Raw genomic sequence first — 13,798 nt, forward strand, 5'->3', positions numbered from 1 at the left:
CGGGAGTGGCTGCTGGCGGAAAACCACGACGGGGACGCCATCCGCTGGGTGAGCCGGGGGCTGACGGCGGAGATGATTGCCGCGGTGGCCAAGCTGATGAGCAACCTGGACCTTATCTACGCCGCCAGAAAAATCAAGGTCACCGCCCACTGCAACACCACCATCGGCCTGCCCGGCACCCTGTCCTGCCGGCTTCAGCCCAACCACCCCACCGACGACCCGGACGGCATCCTGGCCTCTCTGCTGGAGGGGCTGACCTATGGGGCGGGGGACGCGGTGCTGGGCCTCAACCCGGTGGATGATTCGGTGGAAAGTGTGCGCCGGGTGCTGGACCGGTTCCACGAGGTGCGAAACCGCTGGAACATCCCCACCCAGATCTGTGTGCTGGCCCATGTCACCACCCAGATGGAGGCGGTGCGGAAGGGCGCCCCCTGCGATCTCATCTTCCAGTCCATCGCCGGGTCCCAGAAGGGCAACGAGGCCTTCGGCCTGGACGGCAAGCTCATAGAGGAGGCCCGGCAGCTGGCCCTCCATCAGGGCGCCGCCGTAGGCCCCAATGTGCTGTATTTTGAAACCGGGCAGGGCTCCGAGCTCAGTTCCGAGGCCCACCACGGCGCCGACCAGGTGGTGATGGAGGCCCGGTGCTACGGCTTTGCCAAGCGGTTCCAGCCCTACCTGGTCAATACCGTGGTGGGCTTCATCGGGCCGGAGTACCTGTACAACTCCAAGCAGGTGATCCGGGCCGGGCTGGAAGACCACTTTATGGGCAAACTCACCGGAGTACCCATGGGGTGCGACGCCTGCTATACCAACCACATGAAGGCCGACCAGAACGACATTGAGGATTTGGCGGTGCTACTCACCGCCGCCGGGTGCAACTATTTTATGGGTATCCCCCACGGGGACGACGTGATGCTCAACTACCAGACCACCGGCTTCCATGAGACCGCCGCCCTGCGGGAGCTGTTCGGCCTCACCGCCATTCCCCCCTTCCAGCGGTGGCTGGAGGACATGGGCTTTGTGGAGAACGGGAAGCTGACGGCCCTGGCAGGGGACGCGTCGGTGCTGCTGGGATAAGGAGGTTTTCGCTTTGAACGAACAAGAGCTGCGCTCCCTGGTGGAGCGGATGGTGCTGGAACTGGCGGGAGAGGGTCCGGCAAACCGCGCCGCTTCCTCCCCCACCCCTCAGGAGTCCTCCTCCGGCTGTCTGGAGGACATTACCCAGACCGACCTGCGGGAGCAGTATCTGGTGGAGCATCCCCGCAGCGGCCCGGCCTTTTTGGCGCTGAAGAAAAAGACCCCCGCCCGGCTCGGGCTGGGGCGGGCGGGGGCAAGATACCGCACCCTGTCCATGCTGCGGATGCGGGCCGACCACGCCGCAGCTCAGGACTCCGTGTTTTCCCATGTACCGGACGAGTTTGCCCTCCAGAACGGCTTTACGCCCGTCCAGACCCTGTGCCAGAGCAAGGACGAGTACCTGACCCGCCCCGACCGGGGCCGCCGGTTTGACGAGCAGAATCAGGCCACCATCCAGAAAACCTTCGGCCGCAGCCCCAAAATCGCCCTGGTGGTGGGGGACGGGCTGTCCTCCGCTGCCATTGAGGCCAACGCCGTGGACTGCCTCCAGGCCGTTCGGGCGGGCCTGAAGGCCTACGGACTGGAGGGCGGGCCGGTACTCTACGTCAAGTACTGCCGGGTGGGGGCCTCCGACCACATCGGCGAGCTTACCGGCGCGGAGGTGGTGTGTATGCTGGTGGGGGAGCGGCCGGGTCTGGTAACGGCGGAGTCCATGTCCGCCTACCTGACCTACAAGCCCCATATCGGCATTCCGGAATCCAAGCGCACCGTTATTTCCAACATCCACAGGGGCGGCACCACCGCCGTGGAAGCCGGGGCGCACATTGCCGAGCTGATCAAAACCATGCTGGACAAAAAGGCCAGCGGCATTGATTTGAAGGGGTGAGAACATGACGGGCGATTTGATACCGGCCAAGCTTCTGGCCACCCGCACCATCGCCAACGTCAGCGAGACGCTGGCCAAAAAGCTGGACCTGCCCAAGGGATATCGCTCCATCGGCCTCATCACCGCCGACAGCGATGACGTGACCTACTGCGCCCTGGACGAAGCCACCAAGGCTGCCGCGGTGGAGGTGGTGTACGGCCGCTCCCTATATGCCGGAGCGGCCAACGCCTCCACCGCCCTGGCGGGAGAGGTCATCGGCATTTTGGCCGGTCCCAATCCGGCGGAGGTGGCTTCCGGCCTGCGGGCCTGCGCCGATTTTCTGGACAGCGGGGTGGGCTTCCGCTCCGCCAACCCGGAGGACTCTGTTCTCTACTTTGCCCACACCGTATCCCGGACGGGTACCTATCTGTCCAAAACGGCTGGGGTAAAGGAGGGTCAGGCCCTGGCCTACCTCATCGCTCCGCCTTTGGAGGCGGTGGCGGGCCTGGACGAGGCCATGAAGGCCGCCGACGTGGAGCTGGCGGTCCTGTTTGAGCCGCCCAGCGAAACCAACTTTGGCGGCGGCCTGCTCACCGGCACGCAAAGCGCCTGCAACGCCGCCTGCGCCGCCTTTGCCGAGACGGTGAAGGCCGTGGCTGCCCGGCCCAGGGAGGTGTGAGCACATGGAGTTTGACAAGGACCTCCGCTCCATTCAGGAGGTGCGGGACCTGCTCACCCAGGCCCGCCGGGCGCAGAACGCCCTGGCGGGCATGAGCCAGGAGGACCTGGACCGGATCTGCGCCGCCATTTCCGCCGCGGGGGCGGAGCACGCCGCCCGGCTGGCCGCCCTGGCGGCGGAGGAGACCGGATTTGGAAAAAAGGAAGACAAGGAGATCAAAAACCGCTTTGCGGCGGTGACCTTATACGAGGCCATCCGGAACCAGAAAACCCACGGCATCCTCCATGAGGACAAGGAACACCGTACAGTGGACATTGGCGTGCCGGTGGGGGTGGTGGCCGGACTGGTCCCCTCCACCAACCCCACCTCCACAGTCATCTATAAGGCCATGATCTGCCTGAAGGCGGGCAATCCCATCGTCTTCTCTCCCCACCCCAGCGCGGTGGGCTGCATCGGGGAGGCGGTGCAGGTCATCCGACAGGCAGCGGAGCGGGCGGGGGCGCCCACCGGCAGCATCTCCTGCATCGCCACCCCCACTCTGGAGGCCACCAACACCCTGATGCGCCACCCCACCACCCGGCTCATCCTGGCCACAGGCGGGGCGGCCATGGTGAAGGCGGCTTATTCCTCCGGCACCCCCGCCATTGGCGTGGGCGCCGGCAACGGTCCGGCCTATATCCACCACACCGCCAATGTAGAGCTGGCGGTGAAGCGGATTCTGGACTCCAAGACCTTTGACAACGGCACCATCTGCGCCAGCGAGCAGAGCATCATCGTGGAGTCCCGGATGGAAGGGGCGGTAAAGGCCGCCCTCCGCACCCAGGGGGCCTATCTGCTGGACGAGGAGGAGACCAAGCAGCTCTCCCGGTTCATCCTCCGCCCCAACGGCACCATGAATCCCGCCATTGTGGGCAAGCGCGTGGAGACGGTGGCAAAGCTGGCGGGACTCACCCGGGTACCTGCCTCCGCCCGGGTGCTGGTGGCCAGGGAGACGGGAGTGGGCAAGGGCCATCCCTATTCCAGCGAGAAGCTGGGGCTCATCCTGGCCTGCTATGTGGAGCCCGACGAGGAGGCGGTGCTCCGCCGGTGCATCGAAATCCTGGAATGGGAGGGGGCGGGCCACACCTTCGCCATCCACACCGAGGATGAGGAAGTGGCCAGGCGGTTTGCCGCCGCCGTTCCCGCCAGCCGGGTGCTGGTAAACACCCCCGCCTCCCTGGGGGGAATTGGGGCCACCACCTGCCTCTTCCCCGCCCTCACACTGGGCTGCGGGGCGGTGGGGGGGTCCTCCTCCTCCAACAACATCGGTCCTCTGGACCTGATCAACATCAAGCGGGTGGCCTGGGGCGTGAAGGAGCTGGAACAGCTCCGAAACGGCGGCGGAACTTCCGATCCCATTCCAGCCCCCTATCTGGATGACCTGGTTCAGCAGATTCTAAGGAGGCTGAAGGTATGAGCGAGGTAAATGCCGAGGGGGTGCTGCTGGACCCCAAGGAGAGCATTTTGCAGGAGGTTCAGGCCCTCACCGACGCCCTGTCGGCGGAGCCGCCGGTTCCGCCCGCCCCCGGGCAGGCAAAGACGAAATCCAACTCTTCCCCCAAGCGGAGCGGCCCAAAGGCCGCCTCCAAACAGAAAGGAGCACGCAATATGGCAAACACAAACGCACTGGGTATGGTTGAAACCAAGGGACTGGTGGGGGCCATCGAGGCCGCCGACGCCATGGTAAAGGCCGCCAATGTCCAGCTGGTGGGCAAGGAGCAGGTGGGCGGCGGTCTGGTGACCGTGATGGTCCGGGGCGACGTGGGGGCGGTAAACGCCGCCACCGACGCGGGCGCCGCCGCCGCGGAAAAGGTGGGCGAGCTGATCTCCGTCCACGTCATCCCCCGGCCCCACGCCGAGGTGGATCACATCCTCCCCCACGGCGGCCAGGAGCAGAGCGAGTAAATGGAGCTGCTCACCCGCGAGGACGTGCGCCGGATGTCGGACAACGGCACCCGGGGACCGGTGGTGGTGAACCGGAACCAGAGGCTCACGCCCGGAGCCAGGGACTGGCTGGCCGCCCACAAGGTCCAGGCGGTCTATCCCCAGGGGCAGGAGGAGGGGGATATCCCCTCCCCCGCCCGCTACCGCACCCTGTCCGGCGCAACCCTTACCGAAAAGCCGGAGCACATGACCCACCTGCGGGGCAATATCCTGGTCCCAAAGGACCACCCCCGCATCGCCTTTCGGGGGATGATCGACACCCTGGAGGCGGAGATTCTCCTCGCCCAGCAGGCGGCGGCGGACTACCCCAAGCTGGTGGAAGAGCTGGAAGAGGTGCTGGCCTTCGTGCGGAATTTCATCCGGTGCGACGTGCTGGAAGAGCCGCTGAAGGACCTCCGGCTGTGCGGCTATGACGCCGGCCAGCTGCGGGCGTACTCCCATTACCCGGACAAGTACCTGGGCCAGCCTCACTTCCTTCCCGCCCACACCGATTCCCCCGCCCTGCTGGCGGTGAACAAGCTGCGCACCCTGGTCCGGCGGACCGAGCTGGCCGCCTACGCCGCCTTCCGGGACGCAGACGGGGCGGTGACTCGGGGGGATATCATCCTGGGACTAAACCGGCTCAGCTCCCTGATGTGGATTCTGATGATCAAGCTAAAGGGGGAACAGTATGAGCGCCATTAGCGTCCTGTGTCCGGAACGGCTGGCGGAGGAGCTGGTCCGCCGCCTGACGGTGGAGCTGGAGGCCAGCGGCCGCCACGTCCACCTGTGCCGGGCTCATGTGGAGGCTCTGTTCGGCCCGGGCTACCGGCTCACCCCGGTAAAGGATCTGTCCCAGCCCGGACAGTTCGCCTGCGCCGAGCGAGTCACCCTGGAGGGACCCAGGGGAATTTTGCAGAATGTGGTGGTATTGGGTCCTGAGCGGCCGGAGAGTCAGGCGGAGATCTCCCTTACCGACGGCGTGGCCCTGGGAATTATGCCGCCGGTGCGGCTGTCGGGCGCACTGGAGGAGACTCCAGGGGTCACCCTCCGCCATGGGGACCGGGCGGTGGTGCTGGAGCGGGGGCTGATCGCCGCCAAGCGGCACATCCACATGACCCCCGTCGACGCCGCCCGCTTCGGCGTGGCAAACGGTCAAACCGTGCGCCTCCAGACCTTTACTGATCGACCGGTGGTGTTTGAGGAGGTGGAGGTGCGAATTTCCCCCCAGTTTACCACCATGGTCCACCTTGACTATGACGAGGCCAACGCCTGCGGCTTCAAGCGAGGAGACCGGGGCCTGATTTTGCCGTGAGTCTGGAATGGCGGGGACACACTCTGGTCATTACCTGGCTTCCGGTGGCGTGTATGGGGCGGCTGGCCGCCCTGGCCCCCGGCAGTTTGGAGGAGACAGAGGTGCTGGCGGCCCTGCTGGCCGGAGCCAGGGTGTGCCTGGACCGGCGGGCCATGGAGTACCGACGCTACCGCCGCACCGCGCCGGCGGGGATTTACCGCCGCTGTCTCAGCCTGGAGCGGCGGCTGAGGGAGATGGGTGTCTGTGTTGTTGGGACAAGTGGCCGGTAAGGTTTGGGCCACCAAAAAATCCTCCGCTCTTACCGGACAGACTTTCCTGACGGTGGAGGTGGGGGGCGCCGTCCTGGTGTGCGCCGACTGCGTGGGCGCCGGCGAGGGAGAGCAGGTGCTCATCGCCACCGGTGCCGCCGCCCGAATCGCCGCCGGCGGAGCGGTGCCGGTGGATGCCGCCATTGTGGGCATCATCGACCCGTAGGCTCCGGCATCCCGGCTGCCGCAGATATCAGAAAACAGATAGGGGGACATCCTATGTCCATCAACGAGATCATCGTCTACCTGATGGTGGTGTTTATGGCCCTGGGGGCGGTGGACCGCCTGCTGGGCAACCGCTTCGGGCTGGGTGAAAAGTTTGAGGAGGGCATTTTGGCCATGGGCTCTCTGGCCCTGGCCATGGTGGGCATCATCTGCCTGGCCCCGGTGCTGGCCGACCTGCTGCGCCCGGCAGTGGTTCCCTTCTACCGGCTGCTGGGGGCCGACCCGGCCATGTTCGCCGGCACCATTCTGGCCAACGACATGGGGGGCGCACCCCTGGCCCAGGAGCTGGCCCTTACCGGGGAGGCCGGACAGTTCGGCGGCCTTATTGTGGGGTCCATGCTGGGTCCCACCATCGTATTTACCATTCCGGTGGGACTGGGTATCATCCGGGCCGAGGACCGGCCCTGCCTGGCCACCGGCGTACTGGCGGGGATCATTACCGTCCCCATCGGCAGCCTGGCCGGGGGACTCGCCGCCGGCTTCCCTGCGGGCATGGTGGTCCGCAACCTGCTGCCCATCGTGCTTTTTGCCGTGCTCATCGCCCTGGGGCTGGCCTTTGTGCCAAACGGCATGGTAAAAGGCTTTCAGATCTTCGGCAAGGCCATCGTGTGGATCATCACCATCGGCCTGGCGGCCGCCATCATCGAAAAGCTCACTCCCTTCACCCTCATTCCGGGTCTCAATCCCATTGAGGAGGGCATCGCCATTGTGGGAGACATCGCCATCGTGCTGGCGGGGGCCTTCCCCCTGGTGTATGTCATCACCAAGGTGTTTCAAAAGCCCCTGATGCGGCTGGGCGGCCTGCTTGGGATGAACGACGTGGCGGCGGCGGGGATGGTGGCCACCCTGGCCAACAACATTCCCATGTTCCAGATGCTCCATGACATGGATTATCGGGGCAAAATCATCAATGTGGCCTTCGCCGTGTCGGCGGCCTTTGTGTTCGGGGACCACCTGGGCTTTACCGCCGGATTCGACCCCTCCATGATCTTTCCCATGATCGTGGGCAAGCTGGTGGGCGGCGTCACCGCAGTGGCGGTGGCCATGTTTCTGACCAGAAAGGAGGCGCAGCATGGATAAACAGCAGCTGGAGGCAATCATCCGCCAGGTGCTGCTGGAGCACCTGGGGGGCGGCGTTACGGCGGTAAAGGTGCCGGAGCTGGCGGTCAACCAGGCCCACCGGCTGGATACGGGCAACCCGGGGGATCAGGTATATACCCGGGATCTGTTTTCTGTGGAGCAGTCCCCCCGGCTGGGGGTGGGTATTATGGAGATGACCGACACCGCCTTCCCCTGGACCCTGAACTATGACGAGATGGACTATGTGGTGGAGGGGCGGCTGGACATCCGCTGCGGCGGCCGGACGGTATCCGCCGGACCGGGGGAGCTGATCTATATTCCCAAGGGCAGCGGCATTGAGTTCTCCGTCACCGGCCACGCCAGGTTCCTCTACTTCGTCTATCCCGCCGACTGGCAGAACCAGCAGTAAGCGGGCATACCCTGGGACAAACCTGCATATAGATTCCACATCTACCAAACAAGCAGGAGTGTGGAAGGTTATGCAGACTCTCTGGAATGAGAACCGGGCGCTGCTTCGGGGAACCGCAGCGGCGGACCCGGCCTGGTCCCATGAGACCCACGGTGTGGTTTACGAGCTGTTTCCCCTGGAGGTGCTACGGCTGTCCGGGTGGGCGGACCGGATCAACGTCATCGCCCCCCGGGCGCTGCTGGAGGTCTGCCCGGTACGGATGGGAATGCCGGTGGAGGTGGAGGGTGAGGTGCGCTCTTTTAACAACAAGAGCGGGCAGGGCAGCCGCCTGGTCATCACCCTCCACGCCCGGTCCCTCCGGCCGGGAAACGGGCCGGACGAAAACCGGCTCACCCTCGCGGGGGTACTGTGCAAACCGCCAGTGTTCCGCCGCACCCCTCTGGGCCGGGAGATCTGTGATCTGATGCTGGCGGTCAACCGGCGGTATGGCCGGGCGGACTACCTGCCCTGCATCGCCTGGGGCGCCCTGGCCCGGTGCTGCGGGGAGCTGGAGGTGGGGGACGGCCTGCGGCTGGACGGACGGCTCCAGAGCCGGGAGTATACCAAGGTGGACCAGGGTACCACCCAGCGGCGCACCGCCTACGAGGTCTCGGTGATGCGTCTGGAGCCGGCGGGCGGCACGTCTCCTTCCCCACAAGGCCCTTGCGCCGGGGCTGCAAATCCGGTATCATAGAGGAAAAACGGAAGGGTGGCGCTACATATGGAGATTCTGGTGGTGGACGGACAAGGCGGGCGGATCGGCCAACAGCTGGTGCGGACGATCCTGGTTCGCTTCCCGGGGGTGGCAGTACACGCCGTGGGAACCAACAGCATGGCCACCGCCGCCCTGCTCAAGGGGGGCGCGGCCCAGGCAGCCACGGGAGAAAACGCCCTGCTGGTGGCCTGCCGGCGGGCAGACGTAATCCTGGGTCCCCTGGGCATCGTTATTGCCGACGCCCTGATGGGGGAGATCTCCCCCGCCATGGCCGCCGCCGTGGGGCAAAGCCGGGCCAAGAAGATCCTGATCCCCATGAACCAGTGCGACATTCTGGTGGCCGGTGTGGCAGAGGCGTCCGTTTCCCGCCTGCTGGAGAGTGCGGTGGAACAGCTGGCCCTGGTGCTGGAGGGCCGCTGCTGAACCGGTGCTCCGGCCGCCACATCCCGCCCAGCGGCAGCGCACAGCAGCAAAAAACGCCCGGCGGGTCCTGCAAAGCAGGACCCGCCGGGCGTTTTTCCGGCCGCCGGAGCGGGCGCCCCCTCTCTCAAAAGGCGCCGCCGGAACCGGACAGGTTGTCGTTGGTGCAGATCACGGAGCGTTTCGCCGGGTTTTAGAAGAACATACCCCACAGAACGAATCCGCCGCAGGCCACCACACCGGTAAAGATGGTGACGATGACCAGATAGCCCATGATGTTGCGGGCAGACAGGCCGGCAATACCCAGAGCGGGCAGCGCCCAGAAGGGCTGGATCATGTTGGTCCACTGGTCGCCCCAGGCGATGGCCATGGCGGCACGGCCGTACTCGATCCCCATCTGGGTGGCGGCAGGCATGACGATGGGGGCCTGAACCGCCCACTGGCCGCCGCCGGAAGGCACGAAGAAGTTGATGATACCGGCGGACAGGAAGGTGAGTACCGGGAAGGTGACGTCGTTGGAGATGTTGGTGAAGAAGTTGGCGATAATCCCGGCCAGGGATACGTCGTTGGCGTTGGTGGCCACCATCAGGCCCATGATGCCGGCATAGAAGGGGAACTGGAGCAGGATGCCCGCGGCGCCGGCGGCGGCATCGCCGATGGCGTCCACGTATTTGCGCAGGTCACCGTGGAGCAGAATACCCAGGAACAGGAAGATCATGTTCACGATGTTCAGGTCCAGGTTGAAGCCCTTCTGCACAAAGTAGTACACGATGTACACAAAGCCCAGCACCAGGGTGATGACCCACAGGATGCGGCTGTGCTCGATCTTGTCGGCGGGAGTCTCCATCTTGTAGACGCGCTCTTCCTCATCCACCAGCAGGGCGGGGTCCACCACGATGGTGTGCTCGGCGTCGGGATGCATGGCATAGTTGACAAAGGGCATCAGTACCAGGATCACGCCCACCATCAGCAGGTTTATGGGGTGGAAAATGGTGTTGGCGGTGGGGGCAAAGTATACCACATCCAGGATCTTGGTGCCGCCCTCGGCGCCGATCTGCAGGGGGATGGAGCCGGACAGGCCGGCATGCCAGATCACAAAGCCGGAATAGGCGGCGGCGATCAGCAGGGGATAGTCCACGTCCTTCACCCGCTTGGCCACCTCACGGGCCAGCAGGGCGCCGGCGATGAGGCCGAAGCCCCAGTTCAGCCAGCAGCAGATGGTGGAGACGAAAGTGGTAATCAGAATGGCGGAGCGCTTGTTATGCGCCAGAGATGCGATGGCGCCCAGAGCACGCTTGCACACCTTGGCGGAAGCCATGGCAGAGCCCAGCACCAGCACCAGTGCCATCTGCATGGCAAAGGACAGCAGGCTCCAGAAGCCGGACGCGGTACCGCCCGCGCCGCCCCAGGCCCAGATCAGCTCCATGGGTCCCTGCTGGGTGCCTACCATAGCGGCAATAAAGACGACGATGGTCAGAATGATGGCAAACAGGAACGGGTCCGGCAGCCACCGGTTGACTACACGTACGCAGCCATTGGTAAATTTCTTAAACATACCTTTCCTCCTTACTCTCATACTATTGAATCACTCATGATCCTCACCGGCCCACATTATAAGTCCTGCTTTTTCCTTTGTCAATCCCAACTATATAGTTTAAATATTTCCAGCTTTCTCTGTCTATTTTTATGTTTTATACAAATTTTCTTTTCATTTTCCGTCATTTTTTATTGTGCTTTTTCGTCAGTTCCTCCATCTCGCGGTATCACCCGCGGCCACACACAAAAAGCGCCCCCGCTTTTCCTGTTCGAGGAAAAGCGGGGGCGCTTTTTTAAACGAAACAGTCTGTGAATTTTTTCACACAAACGCAGCGCCGAGGACTCAGGCCTCCAGCCGCGCCCGGATAGCCTTGAGGAAGTCCAGGGAGTTGACGCCGTGAGCAGGGGTCTCCCCCTCCCACAGGCCCACCAGGTCCTTGGTCATGGTGCCGGACTCAATGGTGGCGATGGTGGCCGCCTCCAGCCTGTCGGCAAAGTCTGCCAGAGCCGGAATGCCGTCCAGCTCCCCCCGCTTGCGCAGGGCGCCGGTCCAGGCGAAAAGGGTGGCCACCGGGTTGGTGGAGGTCTCCTCCCCTTTCAGATACTTATAGTAGTGGCGGGTAACGGTACCGTGGGCGGCCTCATACTCGTACTTGCCGTCGGGGCTTACCAGCACGGAGGTCATCATGGCCAGAGAGCCGAAGGCGGTGGAGACCATGTCGCTCATCACGTCGCCGTCGTAGTTCTTGCAGGCCCAGATAAACCCGCCCTGGGAGCGCACCACCCGGGCCACCGCGTCGTCAATAAGGGTGTAGAAGTACTCGATGCCCAGCGCATCAAACTTCTCCTTGTATTCCGCGTCAAAGATCTCCTGGAACAGATCCTTGAAGGTATGGTCGTACTTCTTGGAAATGGTGTCCTTGGTGGCAAACCACAGGTCCTGCTTGGTGTCGATGGCGTACTGGAAGCAGGAGCGGGCAAAGGAGCAGATGGAGCTGTCCTTGTTGTACTGGCCCTGAAGCACGCCGCCGCACTCAAAGTCATAGACGGTCTGGCGGAACTGCTCCGTGCCGCGCTCATCGGTGAACACCAGCTCGGCCTTGCCGGGACCAGGTACCCGGTACTCAGTGGATTTGTATACGTCGCCATAGGCGTGCCGGGCGATGGTGATGGGGCGCTTCCAGGTCTTCACCACCGGAGAGATCCCTTTCACCATAATGGGCGCCCGAAATACGGTGCCGTCCAGAATGGCCCGGATGGTGCCGTTGGGGGACTTCCACATCTGGGAGAGCTTGTATTCCTCCACCCGCTGGGCATTGGGGGTGATCGTGGCACACTTTACCGCCACACCGTACTTTTTGGTGGCCTCGGCGGAGTCAATGGTCACCTGATCCCCGGTCTGCTCCCGGTAGGGCAGGCCCAGATCATAGTACTCCGTTTTCAGGTCGATAAAGGGCAGCAGCAGTTCCTCTTTAATCTGCTGCCACAGTACCCGGGTCATCTCGTCTCCGTCCATCTCCACCAGGGGAGTTGTCATCTGAATCTTTTCCATGGTCTCCTCCTCAACAGGTCGGTATAAATACAAATGTCAGGCAAATTATACCTCCAACCTGCCAAAAAGGCAAGGACAACTCCCCGCTGTTCTGTGGGTTTTACCGCTTGCGGCGTTTCCCGGAGGCGTAGTATACTTCTTTTGTCATTCAGACGAAAGAGAGATGAAACCACCCTTGTTTTCCAATCAAGCCCTGAAAAAGCTGATTATTCCCCTGATGATTGAGCAGTTTCTGGCGGTGATGGTGGGCATGGCGGACATCACCATGGTCTCCGCCGCGGGAGAGGCGGCGGTGTCCAGCGTGGCCCTGGTAGACCTGCTCAACGTGCTCATCCTCAACATCTTCGCCGCCCTGGCCACCGGGGGCGCGGTGGTGTGCGCCCAGTCCATCGGCGCTGAGCACCTGGACCGGGCCAACCGGGCCGCCCGCCAGCTGATGTACATTCTGGCCGCCGCCGGCCTGGCCATAATGGCCCTGGTGCTTCTCCTCCACCGGCCTCTGCTGGGGCTGCTTTTCGGCCAGGTGGAGCCGGCGGTGATGGAGGGGGCTGTCACCTACTTTCTCATCTCCGCCCTGTCCTACCCCTTTATCGCCCTGTACAATGGCTGCGCCGCCCTGCTGCGGGCCATGGGCAACTCCCGGGCCTCCATGTACGTCTCCGCCTGGATGAATGGGCAGAACATTGTGGGAAACGCCATTTTCGTTTTCGGTTTCCACCGCGGCGTGGACGGAGTGGCCTGGTCCTCCCTTCTCTCCCGGATGGTGGCCGCCGCCATTATGCTGGTCCTGCTCCACAGCAGCCGCAACCCGGTGCGGCTGCGCGGCCTGCTCACCTTCCGGTTTGAGCCGGAGATGGTCGCCCGCATCCTGCGTATCGGCGTTCCCAACAGCCTGGAAAATAGCTTTTTTCAGCTGGGGCGGGTGCTGCTGGTCAGTTTGATCTCCACCTTCGGCACCGCCCAGACCGCCGCCAACGCGGTGGCCAACAACATCGACAACTTCGGGGTGATCCCCGCCCAGGCCATGGGCCTGGCCCTCATCACCGTGGTGGGCCAGTGCGTGGGGGCGGAGGCCTGGGATCAGGTGCGCCGCTATACGGTACGCCTGATGAAGCTGGCCTATTTCTGCACCTGGGGACTCAACGCCGTGCTGCTACTCAGCCTGCCGCTGATTCTCCGGTTGTACAGTCTCTCCCCTGAAACCCAGTGGTACGCCACCGTGCTTATCTTCATCCACAACGGATGCGCCATGCTTCTGTGGCCCATGGCCTTTACCATGCCCAATGCCCTGCGGGCCACCGGAGATGTGAAGGTACCCATGGCCATCTCCGTGTCCTCCATGGTGGCAGTCCGGCTGGGATGCAGCTATCTTCTGGGGGTCCACCTGGGACTGGGGGTCATCGGGGTCTGGCTGGCCATGGTGGGGGATTGGGTGGTGCGGATCCTCTGCTTCACCCTCCGCGCCCGGCAGGTACTGTGGAAACGCCACCCTGAGGCTTCGCCCGCATCTGTAAAATGATACATTCTTGTATTTGAATAAAAAATTTTTATGGCTTCGTTCCCCCGCCGCTCTCTCCTGCCCCTTGCCGCCGGCACGCTTTTCCTGTATAATGTGG

16 protein-coding genes are annotated in these 13,798 nt (G+C 63.7%); 14 read left to right on the forward strand and 2 right to left on the reverse strand.

Going from position 1 to position 13,798, the window contains the following annotated elements:
* From Q0J74_RS03085 to Q0J74_RS03145, 13 genes are all read left to right on the forward strand, one after another.
* Positions 1 to 1,077: ethanolamine ammonia-lyase subunit EutB (locus Q0J74_RS03085; RefSeq protein ID WP_297210435.1), on the forward strand; the 1,077-nt coding region annotated here is incomplete at its 5' end.
* Positions 1,078 to 1,090: 13 nt separating this feature from the next.
* Positions 1,091 to 1,963, forward strand: a complete 873-nt coding sequence (gene eutC, locus Q0J74_RS03090; protein WP_297210438.1) for an ethanolamine ammonia-lyase subunit EutC — start codon at positions 1,091 to 1,093, stop codon at positions 1,961 to 1,963.
* A 4-nt stretch (positions 1,964 to 1,967) separates the two neighbouring features.
* Positions 1,968 to 2,621: an ethanolamine utilization microcompartment protein EutL gene (eutL, locus tag Q0J74_RS03095; RefSeq protein WP_297210441.1), complete on the forward strand. Its 654-nt coding sequence runs from the start codon at positions 1,968 to 1,970 to the stop codon at positions 2,619 to 2,621.
* A gap of 4 nt (positions 2,622 to 2,625) precedes the next feature.
* On the forward strand, positions 2,626 to 4,077 hold the full coding sequence (locus Q0J74_RS03100; RefSeq protein WP_297210444.1) for an acetaldehyde dehydrogenase (acetylating): 1,452 nt from the start codon (positions 2,626 to 2,628) through the stop codon (positions 4,075 to 4,077).
* Positions 4,078 to 4,268: 191 nt separating this feature from the next.
* Positions 4,269 to 4,565, forward strand: a complete 297-nt coding sequence (locus tag Q0J74_RS03105) for a BMC domain-containing protein (RefSeq protein WP_297210513.1) — start codon at positions 4,269 to 4,271, stop codon at positions 4,563 to 4,565.
* The gene (locus tag Q0J74_RS03110; RefSeq protein ID WP_297210447.1) at positions 4,566 to 5,288 is read left to right on the forward strand and encodes an ATP-binding protein; all 723 of its coding nucleotides are present in this window, start codon (positions 4,566 to 4,568) and stop codon (positions 5,286 to 5,288) included.
* A complete protein-coding gene (locus tag Q0J74_RS03115; RefSeq protein ID WP_297210450.1) occupies positions 5,275 to 5,898 on the forward strand; it encodes a phosphate propanoyltransferase in 624 nt (207 codons plus the stop codon). Before Q0J74_RS03110 ends, Q0J74_RS03115 begins: the two co-directional genes overlap by 14 nt.
* Positions 5,895 to 6,167, forward strand: coding sequence for a hypothetical protein (locus Q0J74_RS03120; RefSeq protein ID WP_297210453.1), 273 nt, complete (start codon positions 5,895 to 5,897; stop codon positions 6,165 to 6,167). Before Q0J74_RS03115 ends, Q0J74_RS03120 begins: the two co-directional genes overlap by 4 nt.
* On the forward strand, positions 6,142 to 6,372 hold the full coding sequence (locus Q0J74_RS03125; protein ID WP_297210456.1) for a EutN/CcmL family microcompartment protein: 231 nt from the start codon (positions 6,142 to 6,144) through the stop codon (positions 6,370 to 6,372). Before Q0J74_RS03120 ends, Q0J74_RS03125 begins: the two co-directional genes overlap by 26 nt.
* A gap of 53 nt (positions 6,373 to 6,425) precedes the next feature.
* A complete protein-coding gene (gene eutH / locus Q0J74_RS03130) occupies positions 6,426 to 7,511 on the forward strand; it encodes an ethanolamine utilization protein EutH (protein ID WP_297210459.1) in 1,086 nt (361 codons plus the stop codon).
* Entirely contained in the window at positions 7,504 to 7,920 is a 417-nt protein-coding gene (locus tag Q0J74_RS03135; protein WP_297210462.1) for a cupin domain-containing protein, read from the forward strand. Before eutH ends, Q0J74_RS03135 begins: the two co-directional genes overlap by 8 nt.
* Before the next feature lie 70 nt (positions 7,921 to 7,990).
* Positions 7,991 to 8,653, forward strand: coding sequence for a single-stranded DNA-binding protein (locus Q0J74_RS03140; protein ID WP_297210465.1), 663 nt, complete (start codon positions 7,991 to 7,993; stop codon positions 8,651 to 8,653).
* A 27-nt stretch (positions 8,654 to 8,680) separates the two neighbouring features.
* A complete protein-coding gene (locus tag Q0J74_RS03145) occupies positions 8,681 to 9,097 on the forward strand; it encodes a DUF3842 family protein (protein ID WP_297210467.1) in 417 nt (138 codons plus the stop codon).
* A gap of 190 nt (positions 9,098 to 9,287) precedes the next feature.
* Here Q0J74_RS03145 and Q0J74_RS03150 read toward each other — a convergent pair whose 3' ends face one another.
* A complete protein-coding gene (locus tag Q0J74_RS03150; protein ID WP_297210469.1) occupies positions 9,288 to 10,649 on the reverse strand; it encodes a short-chain fatty acid transporter in 1,362 nt (453 codons plus the stop codon).
* Positions 10,650 to 10,973: 324 nt separating this feature from the next.
* Positions 10,974 to 12,182 (reverse strand): NADP-dependent isocitrate dehydrogenase, encoded by a 1,209-nt coding sequence (locus Q0J74_RS03155; protein ID WP_297210472.1) that lies wholly within the window; start codon positions 12,180 to 12,182, stop codon positions 10,974 to 10,976.
* A gap of 175 nt (positions 12,183 to 12,357) precedes the next feature.
* Here Q0J74_RS03155 and Q0J74_RS03160 point away from each other — a divergent pair, with 175 nt between their 5' ends.
* Positions 12,358 to 13,701, forward strand: a complete 1,344-nt coding sequence (locus tag Q0J74_RS03160) for an MATE family efflux transporter (protein WP_363315546.1) — start codon at positions 12,358 to 12,360, stop codon at positions 13,699 to 13,701.
* Positions 13,702 to 13,798: the final 97 nt, after the last annotated feature.

It is taken from the genome of uncultured Flavonifractor sp. (genome assembly GCF_944387675.1).
Taxonomy (GTDB): domain Bacteria; phylum Bacillota; class Clostridia; order Oscillospirales; family Oscillospiraceae; genus Flavonifractor.